The following is a 24135-nucleotide window of genomic DNA, read 5'->3' as shown; positions in this document are numbered from 1 at the left end:
TATCGTCCCTCAGAAATCGATTGCCGCATAGAACATGGCGAAAAGCCCGTCCATGAGGATAACGACGAAGATCGACTTCACCACCGATGACGTCACGTGCTGACCGAGAGACTCGGCGCTACCGCCCACCTTCAAGCCCTCGACTGCGGCGACGATGCCGATCACCAGCGCCATGAACGGCGCCTTGATCATGCCTGAAATGACCGTTGAAAGGCTGACGGCCTCATGAAGGCGCGAGATGAAGGTCGCAAACGTGATGCCGGAATAGGCCCAGGACACCAATGCAGCGCCAAAAAGCGCGGCAAAGTTGGCAATAACCGTCAGCAGCGGCAAGGCCACCGTCAGCGCCACCAGCCGGGGAAAGATGAGCACGCCGACGGGGTTCAGGCCCATAACCTTCAGCGCGTCGACTTCCTCGCGCATCTTCATGGAGCCGATTTCGGCGGTAATCGCGCTGCCGGAACGACCGGCAATCATGATCGCGGTCAGAAGCACGCCGATTTCGCGCAATTGCAGGATTCCGACCAGATCGACCACGAAGATTTCCGCGCCGAAATAACGCAGCTGGAAAGCACCTTGCTGGGCGATGATTGCGCCGATCAGCGACGACATCAGCAGAATGATCGGAACGGCGCGCACAGCCATATGATCGATCTGATTGATGATCGAGGCTGGCGAAACGCCGCTGCCGCGGCCAAACTTGAGCTGACCGCCGCGCACGGCCGAACCCAGTATATACATGGCGGCAATGAGATTGCCCCAGATATCGTAGACGCTTTCGCCGATAGGCGCGAAGAAACGCTCCGCCCATGATTTCCTCGGCTTCGCCGCTGCCGCCTCATCGTCCGGATGCGCGTCGAAAGTCGTCAGCAATTCGTCGATATGCGGATTGGAACCCTCGATCGTAACGCGAGCCTTGTGTGCTTCCTGGCTTTCTTTCAGTCGGCGGATCAGCAGCGCACCTGCCGTATCCACATCCGAAAGACCGGAAAGATCGATCACGACGTCGCCGCCGGAGCTGCGCCTGGACAACTGCTCGATTTGTCGCAGCACGCCATGCACATTGGCGCTGCGCCAATTGCCTTGCAGCCGATAGCGATGGCCTGCGCCTTCGGGCGCATCATCGATCTTCGGTGCATCGGACCTTTGCTCGGCTGCTTTCAAACTCATGCGTCTTTCAAATCTGGCACAACATACGCCGACTCGGTGAGCCCGCTTGGTCAATGCTTAATACACCGACTATGCGTGGAATTTCCATCTCGCGCCGACGCCAACTTATGTCACGGCTTTTTGATATCCAAATGAATTTGTTGCACCGCATCAGGATACGCCGTGAGCGCCGCCGCCGATTGCCGGCGTCCTGGCCTGCAGCCCGTAGGCGAAAATGACCATAACCAGCCCGAAGGCTGCAATGCCGGCCATGACATAATAACTGGCGAGGTCAAGCCAGGCATAGAGATAGCCGGATGCAAGGGTCATCAACCCTAAGAACATGCCATTGTAAAAATAATACGCCCCCTGGGCCGATGATTCCTGCGTTTCGTGCACTGAGGCCACTATGCGACGCTGAATGCCTGTGTGGACGCAGGCATAGGTGCAGGAATGAAAACACTGCAGGATGAAATAGCCGAAGAAGCCGAAATTGATCGGAAACAGGATCCAGCGCAGAATACACATGGTCGCGCCGAAAAAGATCAATGTCCAGGCGCTGAACCGCCGACTGAGCTTCTTCGACAGGAAGAAAACCATCACCTCAGCCGCGACGCCGATGCTCCATAGAACAGCAATTTGCGCGCCGGAAAAGCCAAGCTTATGCCAGTAGATCGATGCAAACGTATAAAGCATCGCATGGCTCGATTGCTGGATCGACACGCCGATCATAGTGATGAGCAAGTGCGGCGAGCGCAGATTTCCGGTCGGAGATTGCAGATTGATCGGTTGGTTGCGCCGGCGCGTCGGCCCGATGCGCGGGGCGAAAAACCCCATCAGCGTCGTCAGAATGAATCCCGCCACCATTACGGGCAAGACAGTGGTGCCGCCCCACATGCCGATCAGCTGGCCGCCGAGAAGGGTCGACAGGATGAATGTGATCGACCCCCAGACCCGCATGGAGCCATAGTCGAAGCCCCAGCGGCGCACGCCCGACATGGCGATCGACTCAACCACGGGCACGTAAGGCGCGTAGGTGGCGCCCTGAATGCCGTAGACCAGAAGCACCGGCCAGAAGTCGCTCGTCCAGTAGAGCGCGACAGCCGTCAGCAGCGACAGGGCACCCGACCATAGCAACACATCCGCCCGCTCCGTCATATGATCGGCAAGCACCGCGATGATGGGTGTCACGAGCACCCGAACGACCATGGGAATGGCAAGCACCAGGCCGATCTCATGGTCATTGAAATTCAGCCCCGCCAGCCAGACGGGAAAAAACGGGAGCGCAATTCCGTTGACGAACAACGGAGCGCAGTAGGACAAGGCAGTGCGCAAGCGGAAATATGGAGGCGCACCCTCGCCCTGGAAGGACTTGATCGCGGGAATCATGACAGACCTGAAGGGAACTTATTTGTCCCTATCACGCTATCGAGAATACGACTATGGCGAGAAATGGCCAAACCGTACCGTTTCGGAAAAACCGAAGCTGTAGGCGTTCAATAATTATGACAAGCTATTAGCAAGCCTGTGAACAGGCGCAGAATTATGCTGCCTGTGCCCCGAGTGCCCGCGGCATTTCCTCGACAGCCGAGCCAACCGGTTGCGTCTCGAGAATATTCTGCCAGGTAATCAGCTCGAACGTGCCGTCTTCGTGTTCGGCAATCGCCGTGCAGCTTTCCACCCAGTCGCCCGTGTTGATGTAACGGATGCCATCGAGATCCTCGATCACCGCATGGTGGATATGGCCGCAGATGACGCCATCGGCGTCGTTGCGCTTGGCCTCTTCGGCGACGACACGCTGAAATTCGCCGATGAAATTGACGGCGTGCTTTACCTGCAGCTTCGCCCAGGCCGAGAAGGACCAGTATGGCATGTTCAGCCGGCGGCGTACCGCTGCAAGGCCGATGTTGATCAGGATTGCCGTGTCATAGGCCCAATCACCAAGATAGGCGAGCAGGCGGGCATTACGGACGACGACATCGAATTCATCGCCATGCAGCACCAGATATTTCTTGCCGTCGGCCGTTTCATGCATGGCGCGTTGCGCCACCTCGATGCCGCCGAAATGCATGCCGGGGAAGTCACGCAGGAATTCGTCGTGATTGCCGGGGATATAGACGATGCGCGTGCCCTTGCGCGCCTTGCGCAGGAGCTTCTGGACCACGTCGTTGCAGTGTTGGGGCCAATACCAGTTTCGCTTCAATCTCCAGCCATCCACGATGTCACCGACCAGAAAGATGGTATCGGCTTCGTGATGACGGAGAAAGTCGAGCAGGTAGTCCGCCTTGGCGGCCTTCGAGCCGAGGTGCACGTCAGAAATGAATAGCGTTCGGAAATGCCGGGGGTCCATGTTTTCATTCACGAACTATACGTCCGTGCCCTATCCTACGTTGGCTATTCCAAAACCAGACTCGTGTTTCAGGAAGATGACAATCCCTGTGCTTGACGGCTCAGCCGCCAGCGCACCGTTCGATCCAAGGGACGCGCGCCGCTTAATTCTTGCAAAAAAGGCAATTCAGTTTTGTCGCGACAAAAACGCTTTGTGACCTCAATTCCATACTGTGAAGGCGAAGCGATTGATGTATGCAGAAGACTCAAAGCGCAGGCAGGAATGGAGACCGCGAGATGGATACGCACGACACTTCGAAAAAAGCCGAAAACATGGCGAGTGGCGATTTCGATGAACAGGCGCTCTATTTCCATCGCTATCCCCGCCCCGGCAAGCTTGAAATCCAGGCCACCAAGCCGCTCGGCAACCAGCGCGATCTGGCGCTTGCCTATTCGCCCGGCGTCGCCGCGCCCTGTCTTGCCATTCGCGACAATCCGGAAACGGCCGCTTATTACACGTCCCGCGCCAATCTCGTAGCGGTGATTTCCAACGGTTCGGCGGTCCTCGGCCTCGGCAATATCGGCCCGCTCGCTTCCAAGCCAGTCATGGAAGGCAAGGCCGTTCTCTTCAAGAAATTCGCCGGCATCGATGTCTTCGACATCGAAATCGCAGCGCCGACGGTCGATGAGATGGTCAACACCGTCTCGGCGCTCGAACCGACCTTCGGCGGTATCAATCTCGAAGACATCAAAGCGCCGGAATGCTTCGACGTCGAGCGCCGCCTGCGCGAGAAAATGGAAATTCCGGTCTTCCACGACGATCAGCACGGCACCGCCATCATCGTCGCCGCCGCCATCCTCAACGGACTGGAACTGGCCGGCAAGAAGATCGAAGAGGTCAAGATCGTCGCCTCCGGCGCGGGCGCAGCCGCGCTTGCCTGCCTCAACCTGCTCGTCATTCTCGGCGCCAAGCGCGAAAACATCTGGGTTCATGATATCGAAGGCTTGGTCTACAAGGATCGCAACGTCCTGATGGACGAGTGGAAGTCCGTGTACGCCCAGGACAGCGACAAGCGCGTGCTGGCCGAATCCATTCCGGGCGCCGACGTCTTCCTCGGCCTGTCCGCCGCCGGCGTGCTGAAGCCCGAACTGCTGGCCCAGATGGCCGAAAAGCCGCTGATCATGGCGCTCGCCAATCCGACGCCGGAAATCATGCCGGATCTCGCCCGTGCCGCCCGCCCCGATGCGATGATCTGCACCGGCCGCTCGGATTTCCCGAACCAGGTCAACAACGTCCTCTGCTTCCCCTATATCTTCCGCGGCGCGCTCGATTGCGGCGCGAAGACGATCAACGAAGAGATGAAGATGGCCGCCGTGCGCGCCATCGCAGCACTTGCCCGCGAGGAGCCTTCCGATGTCGCGGCGCGGGCCTATACCGGCGAAACTCCGGTCTTCGGGCCCAACTATCTGATCCCTTCGCCCTTCGACCCGCGCCTCATCCTGCGCATTGCGCCGGCCGTGGCAAAGGCAGCCGCAGATAGCGGCGTCGCCCTGCGTCCGATCACCGATTTCGACGCTTATATGGACGAGCTCAACCGCTTCGTCTTCCGCTCGGGCTTCGTCATGAAGCCGATCTTTGCGGCCGCGAAGATTGCCGAGCGCAAGCGCGTCGTCTTTTCCGAAGGCGAGGACGAACGCGTGCTGCGCGCCGCCCAGGTTCTTCTTGAAGAAGGCACGGCCGTCCCGATCCTGATCGGCCGTCCTTCCGTCATCGAGACGCGCCTGAAGCGCTACGGCCTGAAGATCCGTCCGAATACCGATTTTGCCGTCATCAATCCGGAAGACGATCCCCGCTTCCGCGAATATGTCGAGCTCTATTTCTCGCTGGTCGGCCGCGCGGGCGTTATCCCCGAAGCAGCGCGCACCATCGTTCGCACCAACACGACCGTTATCGGCGCGCTTGCCCTGAAGCGCGGCGAAGCCGATGCGCTCATCTGCGGTCTCGAAGGCCGTTATGAGCGTCATTTGCGCATCGTCCGGCAGGTCATCGGCAAGCGGCCGGACGTTCGCGATTTCTCGGCATTGAGCCTGCTCATTTCGCAGCGCGGCGCGACTTTCTACACCGATACCTATGTGACCTTTAATCCGACCGCCGAGGAAATCGCGGAATCCACCTGGCTGGCGGCCGAGGAAATCAAGCGCTTCGGCATCGAGCCGCGCGCTGCCCTCGTCTCGCATTCCAACTTCGGCTCCCGGGAGTCGGAAAGCGCTACCAAGATGCGCGAAGCGCTGGCTCTCGTCCGCAAGGCAGCGCCGGATCTGGAGGTCGATGGCGAAATGCATGGCGACAGCGCCATTTCCGAGAGCCTGCGCCGCCACGTTATGCCGGACAGCGCGCTTTCCGGCGAAGCCAATCTATTGGTCTTCCCCAATCTCGATGCGGCCAATATCACGCTCGGCGTGGTCAAGACGATGACCGATGGTCTGCATGTCGGTCCCATCCTGCTCGGGACGGCGCTTCCGGCCCATATTCTCTCGCCGTCGGTCACTTCCCGTGGCGTTGTCAACATGGCGGCGCTCGCCGTCGTCGAGGCCTCACAAATCGCCTGATCCTGCGCCTCGCAGCCGCCGTCAGAACGGTACCGCGTTTCATGCAATCGCGGTGCCGCCCATCTCCTGGCTATTGGCGGCTGCGAGCTGCAATTTCACGAAAATCCTCTTGAAATCCGTGCTTTTTCATGGATACGTTGTTAAGCTGCAGCGTGTAATCTTTAGCGACTTAAAACCGCTTTCGAGAGCAGAACCGTGAACCGCGGCATAAAACAAGCTTCCCTTGCCCTCTTTTCCCTGCTGGCGGCCACGCCGGCCCTCGCACAGGCCGATCTCTGTGACGAACTGCGCGGCCGCTATGTCGACATCAACGAGGTGATCGGCGCTAGCCAGGAAACGCGCCAACTCTCGCGCGCCATCGTGCAGCAGAACTTGATGATCCGCCGGACGATGAGCGATCTGCGCAACCAGGGCTGCGCCGAAGGCGACGATGGCGTATTTGGCGGCCAGGACAATCAGGGCGTCTGCGATGACATCAGGCAATTGATCGATCAGATGCGGCAGGATCTCTCCGTGCTGATGGATCAGCGCGAGGAAAGCGTCGGCCGCGTCGATGCCGTAGCCATGCAGCGCCGGCAGTTGCTGGATACGATGCAGCGCAACGGCTGCAGCTTGCCGGCTTCGGCAACCCCGGATATCGTGATCGATACCCACACGAAGATGGACGCCTATGCACCGCAGGAGCAGTCCCTGGCCAAGCCTGAAAGCTCCATCACCGTCATCGAGACGCCAAGGCTTCAGAAGAATTCGAGCCTCGAACAAAAGCAGGCGCCCGCGCCGATTCCCAAGGTAACACAGGCGCAGCCTCAGCAGTTTCCGCCGGATCGCCCTTACGATCCCTCAGCCCATAAGGTACGCCAGGTCGGCCCGCAATTCCTCGCGACCGACCAGGGCAGCATCGATCTCAAGCATCCCAAAGAGGCCGGGCCGCAGCCGACGCAATAATGCGCGGCCAGCCGTTTCTCATTTTCGCCTGACCCGCGCTACTTCCAAGGTTTTATGCCGATGCCGACTGGCGCAACAGGGAGATGACGGACTCATCACCCGCCTCCTGCGCAAGATCGCGGTAAGATCGTCCGGAAGCGTCCCTGATCGAGCGATCCGCACCCTTCGCCAGCAGGAAGCGCACCGCCTCGCCGCAGTGATTGACAATGGCAAACCCGAGCGGCGTCATCCAATCGCGATCGGTAGGCTGCCCATGCGAGCGGAAGTCCCCGAAGCGGATATTCACCTGCTCGGGATGCTTATCGAGAATGACAGCCAGCTGGTCGATCTGGCCGAAAGTGGCCGCCGCGAAAATATCGAGCGGATGGGCTTTCAGAAACTCGACCATCTCATCCTTGCCGTTATATTCGGCCCAACCGATTGGCGACGCATGAAAATTAGAATCGCGAATAGTGGTATCGGCTCCGTGCGCGATCAGCAGTTTCGCCATCTCCATATGGCCATGTAATGCCGCCTCGTGCAGCGGTGTGCGGCTCGTCATCGCGTTGACGTCGAAGCCCAACACCAGCATGCGGCGCACGGCCTCCAAGTCGTTTTCCCCGGCAGCGTCGTGGAGCATGGCGGGATGTGCTTTATGCATCGCTGCTACGATATTAAGATTGTTTCCGCCCTGCATCTGCTTGAAAATCATCATGATCTGCTCGGCGTCGATGTCACCCGCCTTAATCTGAATATATGCCCAATCCTCTGGCTTCAGGCGAACCGCGACGGCGCCCTTCTGAATAAGGTATGCCGCCAGCTTGCTATCGCCACTTAGGCGGGCCCACTCATAGGGAGTCCTGCCGTTAATAGGCTTGTGAACATCAGCACCATTTTCCACCAGCAACCGTACCCGCTCGCCCATGCGATGTTCCAGCGCCCAGGCAAGCTGATAGTCGAAAACGGTCTGCGAGTTCTCGACGAACTTGCCATCCTCGCGCACGAGCCAGTTGTTCTTATCCCCAGCGGACAAGCCATATTCGATCAGCAATTTCAGACATGTATTGTCGGGTTCGAACATGCGGTTGTAGAGCGCCTGGCTGTCATTCGCCTCCGCGCCGGCATCGAGCAGCAATCGCGCGAAAGCCTCGCATTCCGGATGCTGAGGCTGGCGATCCTTTCCCGCCTCGCCTTCCCCGAAGACGCCGGTCAAAACGGTGAAGCGATATTGGCCGGCATCGAGGAAGAAGGCGTTGACATCGGCCCCGCGCCTGACCAGCTCACGGGCTGCCGGCAGGCTGGAACGACCCGACACGCGAGCATAGGCCGCGCACATCAGCGGAGTGAGATCATGCGGGCCGCCCCTGCGATCGAGAAGCTGTGGCTGACGATCGAGCCAACGACTTACGCGGTCGGCATCGCCAAGCGCGGCAGCGACATGAATGCTTTCATCGGCAATCTCCGGATGAGCTTCCAGCAGTCGCAGCGCCTCATCGAAGCGCGCGGGATCGGCGGGAATATTGGCAAAGTAAGAAACCGTCGCCAGTGACAGGAAACGGTTGGCGAGCTGGTCCCGCGGAACATGCTTACGATCGTCGCTTTCCAGATATACCTTGAGCCTCGTCCAGCTGGAAAAGCCGAATTCGCGGGCAAGAACGAGCTGAATGTCCTGCAACCCCACGTTAGCGAGATCGGCAAAATAGGGCGCAACGCGGCTGCGCGCCGAAGCATCGCCGGCTTGAAGGGCCTTGAGGAAAGACTTGGCCTGTTTTTTCAGGGAATCGAGAGTGGCGTCGACAGCCAAAGAGCGCGTGGTCACGATAGACCTCCTTCCATTTACGTCCGGTATCCGCGCCCACAGACTGAAAAGAGGTGTGGCAGTCTCACTTTATATGCATCAGGTGGGCCTAGCCCTTCCCGCGGATCGGATGCGCCCTGAGAACGCATCCAGATCTATCGCGCCGGTTGCGATCTGTCCAGAGCTCAGGCCGGCTCATAGCGGACATAGGCGAACTCGTCCCCATCCGGTGACCAGTTCGGCACATTGATCGACCCCTGCCCGCCAAAGAGCTCGAACAGCGTCGTGATATTGCCGCCGTCCATATCCATAAGCCGCATCCGCACATTGAGATCGCGCGGATGATCGAAGACGTCGGGATCGTAGGAGATCAGGACGACCTTGTCGTTTTTTGGCGACGGATGCGCGAACCAATTGCCGTAATTGTCGTCGGTCAGTTGCTGCAAGCCGGTGCCGTCGGGACGGATGCGCCAGATCTGCATGAGGCCGGTGCGGCTCGAATTGAAATAGATCCATTGCCCGTCGGCCGAATAGTCAGGTCCGTCATTGCGGCCCTCGCCATGCGTCAGTCGGGTCTCTTCGCCGCCATCGATCGAGATCGTATAGATATCGAAAACGTCGTTGCGGATGCCGCAATAGGAGAAACGCTTCCCGTCCGGCGACCAGCCGTGCCAATAGGACGGCAGATTGGTGGTCACCTGCCTTGGCGTGCCGCCCTCTGCGGGTAGAACATAGATGCAGGACTTGCCGTGCTGCGTCTTGTCGGAAATCGCGATCAGCGAACCATCCGGAGAAATGCCGTGATCGTTGTTGCACTGGGTCGCAAAGTCGGTATCGACCTGGGCGATGCCGCTGCCATCCAGCGGCAGCCGGTAAAGTAGGCCGTCGCCATTCAGCAGTAGATATCGGCCGTCAGGCGAATAGTTCGGCGCTTCGATCAGCCGCTCCGTTTGCCAGACGATCCGGTTTGCACCGGTGCGGATATTATAGATCTCGACCGAGCTGCGCATTCTTCCTCTCCCTTGCCGCTGGATACCGCGATCAGCGATCGCGGAACCGGTTGGTGATCGGATAGCGACGGTCGCGACCGAAATTCTTCTTGGTGATCTTCACACCCGGTGCCGACTGGCGGCGCTTGTATTCTGCGAGATAAAGCAGGTGTTCGATGCGATGTACGGTCGCGACATCATGGCCCCGGGCCACGATCTCCTCCACCGACATCTCCTTCTCCACCAGGCATTCGAGGATATCGTCAAGCACCGGATAGGGCGGCAGCGAATCCTGGTCCGTCTGGTTAGGCCTCAATTCCGCCGAAGGCGCCTTGTCGATGATGTTATGGGGAATGACCTCACCCGAGGGGCCGAGCGCACCGGGGGGCACATGCAGGTTGCGCCAGCGCGACAGCGCATAGACCTGCATCTTGTAGAGATCCTTGATCGGGTTGAAGCCGCCGTTCATATCACCATAAAGCGTGGCGTAGCCGACAGACATCTCCGACTTGTTGCCCGTCGTCACCACCATCGAGCCGAACTTGTTGGAGATCGCCATCAAAATGGTGCCGCGCGCGCGGCTCTGCAGGTTTTCCTCGGTAATGCCGCTTTCGGTACCTTCGAAGAGATCGGATAAGGCCGAAGTGAAGCCTGTCACCGGATCTTCGATCGGCACGATATCGTAGCGGCAGCCGAGCGCCTTGGCGCAATCGGCCGCATCCTTCAATGAATCCTGCGAGGTATAGCGATAAGGCAGCATGACGGTGCGCACGCGTTCTTCGCCGAGCGCATCGACGGCAATCGCGGCGCAGATCGCCGAGTCGATACCGCCGGAAAGGCCGAGCACGACCGACTTGAAGCCGTTCTTGTTGACATAGTCGCGGAAGCCCAGCAGGCAGGCGCGATAATCCGCCTCCTCGCCTTCCGGGATATGCGCCATCGGCCCTTCGGCGCAGTGCCAGCCATCGCCGTTCTTCTTCCAGGTCGTCACGGCAAGCGCGGTCTCGAACTGACTCATCTGGAAGGCCAGCGTCTTGTCGGCATTGAAGCCGAAGCTCGCGCCATCGAAAACCAACTCGTCCTGGCCGCCGAGTTGAGCGGCATAGATCATCGGTAGGCCGGTTTCGAGAACCTGCTTCAGCACGACCTGATGGCGGATATCCACCTTGCCGCGATAATAGGGCGAACCATTCGGCGACAGCAGGATTTCTGCACCGCTCTCAGCCAGCGTTTCGCAAACGCCGAGTTCACCCCAGATGTCCTCGCAGATCGGAATACCCAGCCTAACGCCGCGGAAATTGACCGGACCGGGCATGGCGCCCTGATCGAACACTCGCTTCTCGTCGAACTCGCCGTAGTTCGGCAGGTCTACCTTGTCACGGACGGCGATCACCTTCCCGCCATCGAGCACGGCAATCGAATTATAGCGCCCAGTTTCGTCCTGTCGGGGAAAGCCGATGATGACGCCAGGACCGCCATCGGCCGTATCCGCGGCCAGAGCCTCGACCGCTTTCCAGCAGGCGCGGATGAAGGCCGGCTTCAGCACGAGATCTTCCGGCGGATAGCCAGAAATGAACAATTCTGTCAGCAATACGAGCTGCGCGCCTTCGCGCGCGGCTTCGGCGCGGGCATCACGCGCCTTGGCGAGATTGCCGGAGACATCGCCGACCGTCGGATTGAGCTGCGCGACGGCGATACGGATGGTGTTGGTAATCTGGCTTTGCTCTGTCATGCCATACATTTAGCGATGCCATCTTCCTTCCGCAACCGCCTTCCTCCCCGCACATGCATCAAAGATCGCGCCCCCCGCATAGGCGGTATTTTTGCCCGGAAAAAGACTAAGCCAGCCTTGCAAAGAAGACTTTGATCGCATTCATCATTGAAGCCGCGCTGGCAGACGCTCCCTTCATCGATGCCATGAATGCCGATGCTTTATTACGCCATAAAGGACCCGATCTTCGGCATTATCATGGACGGCACCAATGCCTGGGTGCGGCAGGCCGGATGCTCCGAACCTCAGCGGCTGGCATGCGCTCTGGCCGCACAGAGGCAAATCGCCTCGTGATGTTTGATACCCTTCCCTCGTTGCATTTTAGCCCGTTGGTCGAATAGTTGCATTCAACGCCACTTGGACCTCGGAGCCCTCCCAATGCATAATCCTCCCAACTTCGTTCATCTCCATTTTGACAAGACAGCCGATCAGCTCGGCGATATCGAAAAGCGCGTTCTTAAAAAGGCGCACGAGCGAAAAGTCATCTCCACCGATATCAATGCAGCTATCTCGGCGGGATCGTCCAGAGGAGAGCGTCTGGCTGATGGCATTGCCCGCGTCGGCGGCTCCTGGTCCTTCATCATCGCCTTCCTGCTGTTTCTGGTCTTCTGGTGCGTCATCAACACGATCCTTCTCACCACGAACGCCTTCGACCCCTACCCCTTCATCTTTTTGAACCTCGTCCTATCCATGCTCGCCGCGATCCAGGCGCCGATCATCATGATGTCCCAGAACCGGCAGGCAGAAAGGGACCGCTTCGAGGCGGCCAAGGATTACGAGGTCAATCTCAAATCCGAGCTGGAAGTGCTATCGCTGCACCAGAAGATTGATATGCAGGTGTTGACCGAGCTCGCGGTGGTGCGGGAGGAGCTCGCCAAGCTCAGCAAGCTCGTTAGCGAAAAAGGCAGTATCTGAGGGTCAATCGTAGGGGCCGGCCGTCAGCAATCCCTGTCGCCCCTGCCGATATTGCGGCAGTCCGTCGCTGACCTCATAGTAGTCGCCCTTGTCTGCACAATAGATGTGATAGGCTATCTTGAGTCCGCTCGGCTGGTCGAACAGACCGGCCATGATCGATATTTCATCGGCGCTGTCGGCCACCCAGAACAGGGCCGAGCCGCAAGTCTTGCAAAAACCGCGGCGCGCGAATGTGCTGGCACGATACCAGGTAATCGCCTCTTCTCCCTCGATGATGAGATTTTCGCGCGCGACGTTGGTTGCGGCGTAATAGAGACCGGTCTGCTTGCGGCACTGCGAACAATGGCAGGCGACGACCTCACGCAGTTTGCCGCGTGTCCTGAAACCTACGCTGCCGCAAAGGCAGGCTCCCGTGTGTTCGTCGCTCATCATCGCTCCCTCTATTTCAAGGCAGCCTTCCCGAGAACCACATTCGGGTCAATTTCAAAGAAATGAAGCATCTTTCAACCGCGCTGATCGGTCCGGCCCAAAAGCAAACGGGCCGGTTTTCGCCGGCCCGTTCGATAGGTCATGGATGCGACTTCACTCAGCCATGTGCGCGCATACGCTTCTCGTCACGGCCGCCCTTCATACGCTCGGCGAGCAAGAAGGCAAGCTCGAGCGCCTGGTCGGCATTGAGGCGCGGGTCGCAATGGGTGTGATAGCGATCCTGAAGGTCCTCGGCACCGACGGCGCGGGCACCGCCCGTGCATTCGGTCACATCCTTGCCGGTCATCTCGATGTGGATGCCGCCCGGATGCGTGCCTTCGGCACGGTGGATCTGGAAGAAGCTCTCGACTTCCGACAGGATGCGCTCGAACGGACGCGTCTTGTAGTTGTTGAGCGTGATCGTGTTGCCATGCATCGGGTCGCAGGACCAGACGACTTTTCGGCCTTCCTTCTCGACGGCTCGGATGAGGCGCGGCAGATTGTCGGCAACCTTGTCGTGCCCGAAACGGCAGATCAGCGTCAGGCGACCGGCTTCGTTCTGCGGGTTCAGAATATCGATCAGATTAAGCAGATCGTCCGCCTGCAGCGAAGGCCCGCACTTCAGACCGATCGGGTTCTTGATGCCGCGGAAATACTCGACATGGGCATGATCGGCCTGGCGCGTGCGGTCGCCGATCCAGAGCATGTGGCCCGAGGTCGCATACCAGTCGCCGGTCGTGGAATCGACGCGGGTGAAGGCTTCTTCATAGCCAAGCAACAGCGCTTCGTGGCTGGTGAAGAAATCGGTTTCACGCAGGCTCGCATTGCTTTCGGCGGTGATGCCGATCGCGCGCATGAAATCCATCGTCTCGCCGATGCGGTCGGCAAGCTTACGGTAGCGTTCGCCCTGCGGGCTATCCTTGACGAAGCCGAGCATCCACTTCTGCACGTTTTCAAGGTTCGCGTAGCCGCCCATGGCAAAGGCGCGCAGCAGATTGAGCGTCGCAGCGGACTGGCGGTAAGCCATCAGCTGACGTTCCGGATTGGGGATGCGTGCGTCTTCGGTGAAATCGATGCCGTTAATGATGTCGCCGCGATAGCTCGGAAGCGAGATGCCGTTCTGCGTTTCGATGTTCGAAGAGCGCGGCTTGGCGAACTGGCCGGCAATACGGCCAACCTTGACGACCGGCAGCTGCGCACCGAAGGTCAGTACGACGGCCATCTGCAGGAAGGCGCGGAAGAAATCGCGGATCGTATCGGCACCATGCTCGGCGAAGCTTTCGGCGCAATCGCCGCCCTGAAGCAGGAAGCCATTGCCTTCGGCAACATTGGCAAGATGCGCCTTCAGACGACGGGCTTCACCGGCAAAAACAAGCGGCGGATAGCTTGCAAGCTGCGCTTCGGTCTCTGCCAGCGCTGCCTTGTCCGGAAAATCCGGCACCTGCTGGATCGGTTTCTGCCGCCAACTACTCGGTGTCCAATTCTGTGCCATCTCACTCACCTGCTTGTGCGCCCGATCTTTCTCGGGCGGCCCATCGTCGTAAATAACGCGCGCTTATAAACCTTTGCCGCCCGCTTGCAAAGGCGGGCAAACTACTGTGCGAATCTTTTATGGTGCAGCCGATATTTGCGTGAAACGGGGCCGTTACACGCGCTCGCCATTGCGGATGCGGTAGCTTGGCGAATACATCGTCACCAATTCTTCCGCCGCCGTCGGATGTACCGCCATGGTGCGGTCGAAATCGTCCTTGGTGCAGCCCGCCTTCAGCGTAATGCCGAGAAGCTGCGCCATCTCGCCAGCATCGTGGCCAAGAATATGGGCGCCGATGACTTTGCGGTCCGCAGTATTGACGATCAGCTTCATGATCATCTTCTCGGCTCGGCCCGAAAGCGTCGCCTTCATCGGCCGGAACTGCGCACGATAGACCTCGAGTTCAGGATAGCGCTTGGCAGCATCCTCCTCGGTCAGGCCGACGGTACCGATCTCCGGCTGCGAGAAGACGGCCGTCGGGATGAGTTCGTGGTCCGGCCGGGTCGGATTGTCCTTATAGACGGTCTCGATGAAGCACATGGCCTCATGGATCGCGACGGGCGTCAGCTGTACCCGGTCGGTGACGTCGCCGAGCGCATAAATGTTCGCAACGGAAGTGCGCGAATATTCGTCAACGATGACAGCACCCTGCTCGTTAATCGCGACGCCGGCAGCCTGAAGCCCGAGATTTTCTGTGTTCGGCGTACGGCCAAGCGCCAGCATGACGGTATCGACCGTCAGCGCCTTGTCGTTCTTCGTCCGAACGCTGAGCCTGCCCTCTGCCTTCTCGACGTGCTCGATGATGTCGTGGCAGAGAATGCGGATGCCCTTCTCCTCCATGGCCTCATGCAGGCCTTTGCGCAGGTCGTGATCGAAGCGTGACAGGATCTCGGCACCACGATAGATCAGCGTCGTTTCGACTCCGAGCCCGTGGAAGATATTGGCGAACTCGACGGCAATATATCCGCCGCCGGCGATCAGGATCGACTTCGGCAGTTCCTTCAGGTGGAAGGCCTCGTTCGAGGAGATGCAAAGCTCGTGACCCGGCAGCGCCGTATGCAGGTTCGGCCGGCCGCCGGTCGCAATTACGATGGTTTCGGCCGTGATGGTCTGGCCGGTCTTCAACAGCTTGATCGTGTGAGCATCCACCAGCTCTGCGCGTGTATCGAAGATCTCCGCCTTGGCATTGTCGAGCCCCTTGCGATAGAGGCCTTCCAGCCGGGCGATTTCCTTATCCTTCGCCTCGATCAGCTTCTTCCAGTCGAAGCTGCTTTCGCCGACCGTCCAGCCGAAACCGGCCGCGTCCTCGAAGTGCTCGCTATACTGCGAGGCATAGACAAACAGTTTCTTAGGCACGCAACCGCGAATGACGCAGGTGCCGCCATAGCGATATTCCTCGGCAATGCCGACCTTCTTGCCGAGCGATGCGGCCACGCGCGCGCTGCGCACGCCGCCGGAGCCGCCGCCAATCACGAAAAGGTCGAAATCAAACGAAGGCATGGATCGCTCCTGTAGACGTCAGATGCGCGCGAAGCGCCAATGGGGGTCGCCCTCATATAGGGAGCCGGGACATAAAAAGAAAAGCCCGGAATCGATCCGGGCTTCGAATTTCAGCTGCCTGCCGTACGCACCTAAAAGACGAAACATCTCTTTCGGAACGAATGCAGCAAAGACGCGTCGCTTACTGCTTCGGCGCCGGCTGAGCGGCCGCGCCGGCATCCGGCGTAACGACCGGCTGCTTGACGACCTTCTGCAGAGCATTGTTGCTCTGCTTTGCGAGATCGCGCGAAATGCCTTGGCTCCATATATCGGCGGCCTTGTAGAGTTCGCGGGTGGCGAGCGGACCATCCTTAAGAAGCTTCTTGCCTGCCGGCGAACCGTAGAAATCGGCGATTGCCTTCAGTTCGTCGGCCGAGAAAGCCTTGGCATAGGTGATGGCAGCTTCACGCTCCAGATCGGCACGACGTGGTGCGAGCGCGAGCGCGGTGGCATCAACGGTCGAATTGATCGCATCGCCGAAATTCGGGTTTGCCTGGATCATCGTGCTCTTCAGCTGCTCGGCGAGATTAGGCAGAATATTGTCGAACTGGTTGGTAATGCCGAGAGCATTGATCGCGGCGCGGGCAGCCTTGATCTGATCCTCGGAAACTTCCTGAGCGTTGACCGAACCGAAGGCAATGCCGGAAAGAAGAATGGTTGCAGCGGCAAGACGGCCAAGACCCGCAAATTTGATCATGAGATGAGTGCTCCTATGTATTGTTGGCCTGCAACGTGCGCGCACCGGCAGGGCCGGCAATGATCGCTAATGTCGCCATATGGATAAAGAGCCCGTGTTCGACAACGCCGGGAATCGAATAGAGCTCGTTCGACAGCGCCTCTGCATCAGGAATGCGGCCGAAAGATGCATCGACGATGTAATGCCCCCCGTCGGTGACAAAGAGGCTGTTACCGGAGCGGCGCATGTCGAGGGTGCCCGAGAGCCCAAGACGCGAGGCCGCCTTCTCGATGAGGATGCGGGTAGAAACGAGCCCGAACGGATTGACCTCAATAGGCAATGGATATGCGCCGAGCGTCTCGACGACCTTGCTTTGATCCGCAATGACGATCATGCGGGCTGACGACGCCGCAACGATCTTCTCGCGCAACAGCGCACCGCCGCCGCCCTTGATCAGCGTCAGCGCGCCATCCAGCTCATCGGCACCATCGATGGTGAGGTCAAGTTCGGGAAGCTCGTCCAGGGATTTCAACGGGACGCCGAGCTCATTGCAAAGCTTGGCCGTCCTTTCGGACGTCGGAACGCCTTGGATCGAGAGGCCGGCAGCAACCTTTTCGGCGAGCAGGCGAACGAATTCCTCCGCCGTGGTGCCGGTGCCGATCCCGAGCCGCATGCCGCTCTCGACATGAGCGAGCGCGGCTCTCGCAGCCTCAATCTTCATCTGGCGGGCGTCCATGCGCCACCTGCTCCCATTGTTACGTTGGTCTGCTGTTTACACGGCTCTCCAGCCAAACGAAAGCCAAAATAACGGCGTGATATAGAAATCCCCGGCCCCTTCCCGCCAAGGCATTCCGGCACTTCAGTTGCAATTGCCTACGCGATCTTTTAACTCCAAAAGACGCACTCTTTTCTCTGCAAAGGCCGATTCCTAGTGAAATCCCCCCTTGTCGTATTCGATCTCGACGGCACGCTGCTGGACACGCATGCGGACCTGATCGTCAGCCTGAACCATACGATCGCGGCGCTCAAGCTTCCCCCGGTCAGCTACGACGACGTGACACATCTCGTCGGCAACGGCGCGCAGGTCATGATCGAGCGAGCCTGCAAGCTGCACGGCTATATGCTGACATCGGAAGAATTGCCCACCCTTCTGCAGCGCTTCATCACTCATTATTCCGAAACCATGCCAGGCGTGACGCAGCCTTACCCGGGGCTGCTTGCAGCTCTCGATACGCTGAAGAGCCAAGGCTATAAGCTCGCCGTCTGCACCAACAAGATGGAATCGCTGGCGCGTACCTTGCTCGACCGGCTGAAGCTGACCCATTACTTCGAGGCCATTACCGGCGGCGACACCTTCACCGTCCGCAAGCCGAATGCCGAGCACCTGATCGGCACGGTCGAACGCGCCGGCGGCGACATCGCCCGTACGATCATGATCGGCGACAGCATCAACGACATCCTCGTCGCCCGCAATGCCGGCGTCCCCTCGATCGCCGTCCCTTTCGGCTACTCCGATGTCGGCATCGAAACGCTCGGACCGAACCGCATCATCTACCACTACGACGAACTGACGCCCGAGCTGGTCGAGGGATTGCTGGCGGCCTGAGGCGCATCAGCCCTTAAACGAATAAGGGCGACCGATGGGCCGCCCTTATTCGTTTTCTCCGCTGAACAGACTTTAGATCTGGGCGGTGCGTGCCTTTGAGGTCGCATCCAGCGCCTTCAGCGTGGCGGCATCGCGATCGTAGACGTCGTTGAAATACTGGATGACGCCGTCCTTGTTCGGCCAAGCGGTGAAATAGGCGATGTAGATCGGGAACTTCTGCGGCACGGCCACAGCCTTGTTCTGGCCAGTGGCGATCTGCTTGGCGACGTCATCGACCGTCGTGTTCAGCACGGCGGCGGCCATAGCGCGCGGATCGGCAAGACGGACGCAGCCGTGGCTGAGTGCGCGCATATCCTTCTTGAAGAAGCTCTTCTGCGGCGTATCGTGCATGTAGATCGCGTGCGAGTTCGGGAAGAGGATCTTCAATTCACCGAGTGCGTTGTCGCTGCTCGGCGGCTGGCGAACCGAGATGCTCTTCGTCGAGCCGTACCAGTCGACGCTGGAGGATGCGACAGCACGACCGCCGACTTCGACCTGATAGCCCATCCGGTCGAGATAGTTCGGATCGGAACGCAGCTTCGGCAGCATTTCGTTGATGATGATCGACTGCGGAACGCCCCAGAACGGATTGAATTCGACCGTCTGCACCTGATTTTCGAAGAAAAAGGTCTGGTGCTGCTTGCTGCCGACGACGACGCGCATCGACAGCTGCTCCTGGTTGTTATTGTAGTAATAGACCATGAAAGCCGGCTGGTTGATGAAGACATAGCGCGGGCCAAGCTCAGGCGGCAGCCAGCGCAACTGCTCCATGGCGATGACCAGCTTCTGGATCTTCACGTCATTGTTCTCGCCGACCATTGCGCGAACGGAGGATGAGCCGATCACGCCATCGGCCGTCAGCCCCTTCTCGCGCTGGAAGTCTTCAACCAGCGACACGAGTTCGGGCGTATAGTCCGGCGTGCCCAGATAGGCATCGAAAAGATCGGCATGGGCCGCCTTCAGCGCATCCGATCCGCGGTGCTGGATCGCCTTGACGATGTTGGCCATTTCCGGGGAGCTGCCGCCCGGCTTCAGAATTCCGCTCAGCGAAATGGAGATATGGCTGCCGTCCGACCCGGATTCCGCACGAAGTTTCGCGAGTTCCGCCTTCAAGGCCAGGAATTGCTGATTGGATGGGTTTCGGCTGTTCAGATAAGCTGGAACATCCGGGCTGGCGCGCAATACATCGAGCATTGCCGTCAGATTGACGTCCTTGCGCTTGAAGTCGTGATAGCCGGAAATCTTGTTCGGGTCGAGGCGACCCCGAACCGTATCCTGAACAAACATCAATATCTTGCTGGACAGCGCGAGCTCGAATTGCATGAGCGCGCGATCGCGCATGACCGGATCGGCGTTTTCCGCATCCGCACTGGGCAAAGTTACCGCATAATCGGCGGGATCGAGGCCGACGGAACCCGCATCGGCAAGTGCCGCCATGGCAGCCTTCGCCTTGTCGCTGACGGCATGATCGGCAACCCAGAGAAGCGGCTTGCTCTGATCGGCATAATAGGCTTCGATCGCCTTGGCGATGTCGTTGGTCGCCATGACGCGCGCATCTGCCAGATAACGGCGCTGCGAAATCTCGGAGTCGATCGCAACTGGCGAGGGAGAAGCGTCTGCAACGGCACCGGTCACGACCGGGTCGGCGAAATGCGCCGTCGACACCAAACGCATCTGATCGGCTTTATAGGTATAATATTTTGGCGCATCGACGGTCGGCAGCGGCTGTTTTACTCGCGGAGGCTGATCAGGATCCAGCGTCTGCACCGGATTGACAGGAACGGGAGCCGAAACCTGCGTGCTCTGCTGACGGCCTTGGCCGCCACGGATGAAATCCATGAGGGTCATGGCACTTGCAGAGGTTGCGCCTATCGAGGAAAGGCAACAGGAGAGAGCCAGGACGGATGCGGTGGCTTTGGAAGCAAGTTTCATTCTGTAATCAGTCCCTGTATCGTGCGATGACTTCGAGCTTGGCGGTGCTGTTTTCAACTCGGCCGCGATGTCTTCGACATCGTATACTCACACTATGAAAACGGCGAGGCCCGCCTTTCGTTCAATGCCTCAACTTCATGTGACGAAGCGGTGGCGTCTTTCGCGGCTCAGTCCACACAAAAATATGAAATTATTGGTTAATGCTTTATTGAATTTTTGGAGACTTTTTAAGCGCCCGAAAATGCGTGTCCGTTAATATATGCGCAGCGTGTTAAAAAGAGCACGCCGCACCAAGCAAAACATGACTATAATAGTCATCAAATGGCGCTTTGATATTTTCATGAGGCCCTTTCGGACCTATATGAGCTGCTATCCGTCTCAATGGAAAGCAGGACCAGGAAGATGACCTCCACCCGCACCGAAACCGACACATTTGGCCCGATCGAAGTTGCTAGCGACCGCTATTGGGGCGCGCAGGCGCAACGCTCGCTGGGCAATTTCAAGATCGGCTGGGAGAAGCAGCCGCTATCGGTCGTGCGCGCCCTCGGCATCGTCAAGCAGGCGGCCGCACGTGCCAACATGGAGCTCGGCCAGTTGGATCCGACCCTCGGCAAAGCGATCGTTGCTGCGGCGCAGGAAGTCATCGACGGAAAACTCAATGAGCATTTTCCGCTTGTGGTCTGGCAGACCGGCTCGGGCACGCAATCGAACATGAACGCGAATGAAGTGATCTCCAATCGCGCGATCGAAATGCTCGGCGGCGTCATGGGCTCGAAAAAGCCGGTGCATCCGAACGATCACGTCAACATGAGCCAGTCGTCGAACGACACCTATCCGACGGCCATGCACATCGCCTGCGCCGAGCAGATCGTCCATCACCTGCTGCCGGCGCTCAGGCATCTGCATGCCGCTTTGGAAAAGAAGGTTGCCGACTTCGCCCATATCATCAAGATCGGCCGCACTCATACGCAGGATGCAACGCCGCTGACGCTCGGCCAGGAATTCTCCGGCTATGCCGCGCAGGTCGCCTCCTCGATCAAGCGCATCGAGCTGACATTGCCGGGCCTTTGCGAACTCGCCCAGGGCGGCACTGCGGTTGGAACCGGGCTCAATGCACCGATCGGCTTTGCCGAGAAGGTCGCCGACGAGATCGCCAAGATCACTGGCCTGCCCTTCGTTACCGCCCCGAACAAGTTCGAAGCGCTGGCTGCCCATGACTCGATGGTCTTCAGCCACGGAGCCATCAATGCCGCCGCCGCCGCGCTGTTCAAGATCGCCAACGACATCCGCCTGCTTGGCTCTGGTCCGCGCTCGGGCCTCGGAGAACTCTCACTGCCGGAGAACGAGCCGGGCTCGTCGATCATGCCGGGCAAGGTCAATCCGACACAGTGCGAAGCGCTGACGCAGGTCTGTATTCACATCTTCGGTAACAACGCTGCACTCACCTTTGCCGGCAGCCAGGGCCATTTCGAGCTCAATGTCTACAATCCGATGATGGCTTATAATTTCCTGCAGTCTGTGCAGTTGCTCGGCGATGCCGCCGTCTCCTTCACCGACAATTGCGTCGTCGGCATCGAGGCGCGCGAGGACAACATCAAGGCTGGCTTGGAGCGCTCCCTGATGCTGGTGACCGCGCTCGCCCCGAAGATCGGCTACGACAACGCCGCCAAGATCGCCAAGACGGCCCATAAGAACGGCACGACCCTAAAAGAAGAGGCGCTGGCAAGCGGATTGGTGTCTTCGGAAGAATATGACGCCATCGTCCGCCCGGAAACGATGATCGGCCCGAAGTGAACGGTGATCATCAGGCACGTTCGCGTCTGGTGCAACGATCTGCCTGGCCCCTCACCCCAGCCCTCGCCCCGCAGGCGGGGCGAGGGAGTGATCATGCAAGATCAGCAGCCTCAGTAGGTGCCGCAAACACAGGATAGGTCCCCTCTCCCCGCATGAGCGGGGAGAGGGCTAGGGTGAGGGGCCGGGCACAAGATCTCAACGTCAAAAGACCCACCCGATCTGCGCATCTCCATTTTGAGATTTCAACTTATCAGCCAGACAATTGCTTTTGCCTCAAGCCGGATTTAGATCGTTTCCAAACATCTTCCCCGCCATCCGGCTTGAAAGGTTTCCACATGGCTGACGATCTATTTCCCCTCGGCGACGACACGACCCCTTACCGCAAGATTTCGGGCGACTATGTTTCCGTCGATACCTTCAAGGGCCAGGAAATCCTGACCGTCGATCCAGAGGGCATCCGTCTCCTTGCCGAAACGGCTTTTGCCGACATCAACCATCTGCTACGCCCCGGCCACCTGAAGCAGCTGGCATCGATCCTGGAAGACCCTGAAGCGACCGATAACGACCGCTTCGTCGCCTACGATCTGCTGAAGAATGCCAATATCGCCGCCGGCGGCGTGCTGCCCATGTGCCAGGATACCGGCACCGCCATCATCATGGGCAAGAAGGGCCGCCGCGTCTGGACCGAAGGCGGCGACAGCGGCGCGCTCGCCAAGGGCGTACTCGACGCCTACGAGAAGAAGAACCTGCGCTATTCGCAACTCGCACCGATCAAGATGTTCGAGGAGAAGAACACCAAGAACAACTTGCCCGCACAGATCGATATCTACGAGGAAGGAACCGACGCCTACGAGTTCCTCTTCGTCGCGAAGGGCGGCGGCTCGGCCAACAAGACGTTCCTCTATCAGGGCACGCCGTCTCTCCTGACCCACGACCGCATGCTGGACTTCCTGAAGGAAAAGATCCTGACGCTCGGCACGGCGGCCTGTCCGCCCTACCATCTCGCGATCGTCATCGGCGGCACCTCGGCCGAGATGAACCTGAAGACGGTCAAGCTCGCCTCGACGCGGTATCTCGACTGTCTTCCCACGGAAGGTTCCGAAAGCGGACATGCCTTCCGGGATATCGAAATGGAGAAGGAAATCCATAAGCTCACGCAGAGCCTCGGCGTCGGCGCGCAGTTCGGCGGCAAATATTTCTGCCATGATGTCCGCGTCATCCGCCTGCCCCGTCATGGCGCATCGTTGCCGATCGGCCTCGGCGTCTCCTGTTCCGCCGACCGCCAGGCGAAAGGCAAGATCACGCGCGACGGCATCTTCATCGAACAGCTGGAGACCAACCCGTCCAAGTACATGCCGGAGATCGACGAAGCCAAGCTCTCGGAATCCATGGTCCGCATCGATCTCAACCGGCCGATGGCGGATATCCTGGCAGAGCTATCGGCGCACCCAGTCAAGACGCGCCTCTCTTTGACCGGCACCATCATCGTCGCGCGCGACCTTGCCCATGCCAAGATCCGCGAACGCCTGGAAAAGGGCGAAGGCATGCCGGAATACCTGAAGAACCATCCGGTCTATTATGCCGGCCCGGCAAAGACGCCAGCCGGCTATGCCTCCGGTTCGTTCGGCCCGACGACCGCAGGCCGGATGGACAGTTACGTCGACCAGTTCCAATCCTTCGGCGGCTCCATGGTCATGCTCGCCAAGGGCAACCGCTCGCGTGCCGTACGGGAAGCCTGCAAGACATATGGCGGCTTCTACCTCGGTTCGATCGGCGGGCCGGCTGCCCGCCTTGCCCAGGATTGCATCAAGAAGGTGGAGGTACTCGAATATCCGGAACTTGGCATGGAAGCGGTCTGGAAAATCGAGGTCGAAGATTTTCCCGCCTTTATCGTCATTGACGATAAGGGCAATGATTTCTTTCAGGAACTTAACCTTGGATAGAATAGCTGTTTTGAATTGAGCATATCAAAAGGGGCGCATCGGCGCCCCTTTCTGTAAAACCCTCTTCAATTGTATTATTTTTGAATAAAACCATAGTGTCAGAGGATTTTTCATAATCACATT

Annotated in this window: 19 protein-coding genes; 7 read left to right on the top strand and 12 right to left on the bottom strand. The window is 59.0% G+C overall.

What is annotated here, in order from left to right; all coding sequences use genetic code 11:
• Nucleotides 1-9: 9 nt before the first annotated feature.
• The 3 genes from AC13QE_RS07880 to AC13QE_RS07870 form a co-directional block, all read right to left on the bottom strand.
• Nucleotides 10-1170: an MlaE family lipid ABC transporter permease subunit gene (locus AC13QE_RS07880; RefSeq protein WP_488483256.1), complete on the bottom strand. Its 1161-nt coding sequence runs from the start codon at nucleotides 1168-1170 to the stop codon at nucleotides 10-12.
• Between the two features lie 150 nt (nucleotides 1171-1320).
• Entirely contained in the window at nucleotides 1321-2538 is a 1218-nt protein-coding gene (locus AC13QE_RS07875) for an MFS transporter (RefSeq protein ID WP_488483255.1), read from the bottom strand.
• Between the two features lie 154 nt (nucleotides 2539-2692).
• Nucleotides 2693-3499, bottom strand: coding sequence for a UDP-2,3-diacylglucosamine diphosphatase (locus AC13QE_RS07870; RefSeq protein ID WP_488483254.1), 807 nt, complete (start codon nucleotides 3497-3499; stop codon nucleotides 2693-2695).
• A 275-nt stretch (nucleotides 3500-3774) separates the two neighbouring features.
• Here AC13QE_RS07870 and AC13QE_RS07865 point away from each other — a divergent pair, with 275 nt between their 5' ends.
• Together AC13QE_RS07865 and AC13QE_RS07860 are read left to right on the top strand one after the other, a co-directional pair.
• On the top strand, nucleotides 3775-6087 hold the full coding sequence (locus AC13QE_RS07865; RefSeq protein ID WP_132716811.1) for an NADP-dependent malic enzyme: 2313 nt from the start codon (nucleotides 3775-3777) through the stop codon (nucleotides 6085-6087).
• A 195-nt stretch (nucleotides 6088-6282) separates the two neighbouring features.
• Entirely contained in the window at nucleotides 6283-7032 is a 750-nt protein-coding gene (locus AC13QE_RS07860; RefSeq protein WP_488483253.1) for a hypothetical protein, read from the top strand.
• Nucleotides 7033-7084: 52 nt separating this feature from the next.
• On the opposite strand, the gene AC13QE_RS07855 is transcribed toward AC13QE_RS07860, so the two are convergent.
• From AC13QE_RS07855 to AC13QE_RS07845, 3 genes are all read right to left on the bottom strand, one after another.
• On the bottom strand, nucleotides 7085-8830 hold the full coding sequence (locus AC13QE_RS07855) for an ankyrin repeat domain-containing protein (RefSeq protein ID WP_488483252.1): 1746 nt from the start codon (nucleotides 8828-8830) through the stop codon (nucleotides 7085-7087).
• A gap of 164 nt (nucleotides 8831-8994) precedes the next feature.
• The gene (locus tag AC13QE_RS07850; protein WP_488483251.1) at nucleotides 8995-9819 is read right to left on the bottom strand and encodes a TolB family protein; all 825 of its coding nucleotides are present in this window, start codon (nucleotides 9817-9819) and stop codon (nucleotides 8995-8997) included.
• A 31-nt stretch (nucleotides 9820-9850) separates the two neighbouring features.
• Complete coding sequence (locus AC13QE_RS07845) at nucleotides 9851-11530, bottom strand: NAD+ synthase (RefSeq protein WP_112334832.1); 1680 nt, start codon at nucleotides 11528-11530, stop codon at nucleotides 9851-9853.
• Between the two features lie 189 nt (nucleotides 11531-11719).
• Here AC13QE_RS07845 and AC13QE_RS07840 point away from each other — a divergent pair, with 189 nt between their 5' ends.
• Both AC13QE_RS07840 and AC13QE_RS07835 read left to right on the top strand, forming a co-directional pair.
• Nucleotides 11720-11863, top strand: a complete 144-nt coding sequence (locus AC13QE_RS07840) for a hypothetical protein (RefSeq protein WP_488483250.1) — start codon at nucleotides 11720-11722, stop codon at nucleotides 11861-11863.
• Nucleotides 11864-11947: 84 nt separating this feature from the next.
• On the top strand, nucleotides 11948-12484 hold the full coding sequence (locus AC13QE_RS07835; protein ID WP_488483249.1) for a DUF1003 domain-containing protein: 537 nt from the start codon (nucleotides 11948-11950) through the stop codon (nucleotides 12482-12484).
• A gap of 3 nt (nucleotides 12485-12487) precedes the next feature.
• Here AC13QE_RS07835 and AC13QE_RS07830 read toward each other — a convergent pair whose 3' ends face one another.
• The 5 genes from AC13QE_RS07830 to rpiA form a co-directional block, all read right to left on the bottom strand.
• Complete coding sequence (locus tag AC13QE_RS07830; protein WP_488483248.1) at nucleotides 12488-12913, bottom strand: GFA family protein; 426 nt, start codon at nucleotides 12911-12913, stop codon at nucleotides 12488-12490.
• Between the two features lie 157 nt (nucleotides 12914-13070).
• Entirely contained in the window at nucleotides 13071-14444 is a 1374-nt protein-coding gene (locus AC13QE_RS07825) for a class II 3-deoxy-7-phosphoheptulonate synthase (RefSeq protein ID WP_112334694.1), read from the bottom strand.
• 153 nt (nucleotides 14445-14597) lie between these two features.
• Complete coding sequence (gene gor / locus AC13QE_RS07820) at nucleotides 14598-15983, bottom strand: glutathione-disulfide reductase (RefSeq protein ID WP_488483247.1); 1386 nt, start codon at nucleotides 15981-15983, stop codon at nucleotides 14598-14600.
• A gap of 181 nt (nucleotides 15984-16164) precedes the next feature.
• Nucleotides 16165-16719 carry a DUF2059 domain-containing protein gene (locus AC13QE_RS07815; RefSeq protein WP_112606318.1) on the bottom strand — a complete coding sequence of 185 codons (555 nt, stop codon included), beginning with the start codon at nucleotides 16717-16719 and terminating at the stop codon, nucleotides 16165-16167.
• Between the two features lie 13 nt (nucleotides 16720-16732).
• Nucleotides 16733-17434: a ribose-5-phosphate isomerase RpiA gene (gene rpiA / locus AC13QE_RS07810; protein ID WP_488483246.1), complete on the bottom strand. Its 702-nt coding sequence runs from the start codon at nucleotides 17432-17434 to the stop codon at nucleotides 16733-16735.
• Between the two features lie 195 nt (nucleotides 17435-17629).
• Between rpiA and AC13QE_RS07805 the strand changes: the two genes are divergently transcribed.
• Nucleotides 17630-18304 (top strand): HAD family hydrolase, encoded by a 675-nt coding sequence (locus AC13QE_RS07805; protein ID WP_488483245.1) that lies wholly within the window; start codon nucleotides 17630-17632, stop codon nucleotides 18302-18304.
• 72 nt (nucleotides 18305-18376) lie between these two features.
• Here AC13QE_RS07805 and AC13QE_RS07800 read toward each other — a convergent pair whose 3' ends face one another.
• On the bottom strand, nucleotides 18377-20275 hold the full coding sequence (locus AC13QE_RS07800) for a L,D-transpeptidase family protein (protein ID WP_488483244.1): 1899 nt from the start codon (nucleotides 20273-20275) through the stop codon (nucleotides 18377-18379).
• Nucleotides 20276-20677: 402 nt separating this feature from the next.
• Here AC13QE_RS07800 and fumC point away from each other — a divergent pair, with 402 nt between their 5' ends.
• Complete coding sequence (gene fumC / locus AC13QE_RS07795) at nucleotides 20678-22069, top strand: class II fumarate hydratase (protein WP_112334688.1); 1392 nt, start codon at nucleotides 20678-20680, stop codon at nucleotides 22067-22069.
• Between the two features lie 335 nt (nucleotides 22070-22404).
• The gene (locus AC13QE_RS07790) at nucleotides 22405-24012 is read left to right on the top strand and encodes a fumarate hydratase (RefSeq protein ID WP_488483243.1); all 1608 of its coding nucleotides are present in this window, start codon (nucleotides 22405-22407) and stop codon (nucleotides 24010-24012) included.
• Nucleotides 24013-24135: the final 123 nt, after the last annotated feature.

The organism is Martinezella sp. CNPSo 3957 (genome assembly GCF_057784395.1).
The sequence above is the reverse complement of the archived record's forward strand: the minus strand, read 5'-3'. Positions and strand labels throughout refer to the sequence as shown.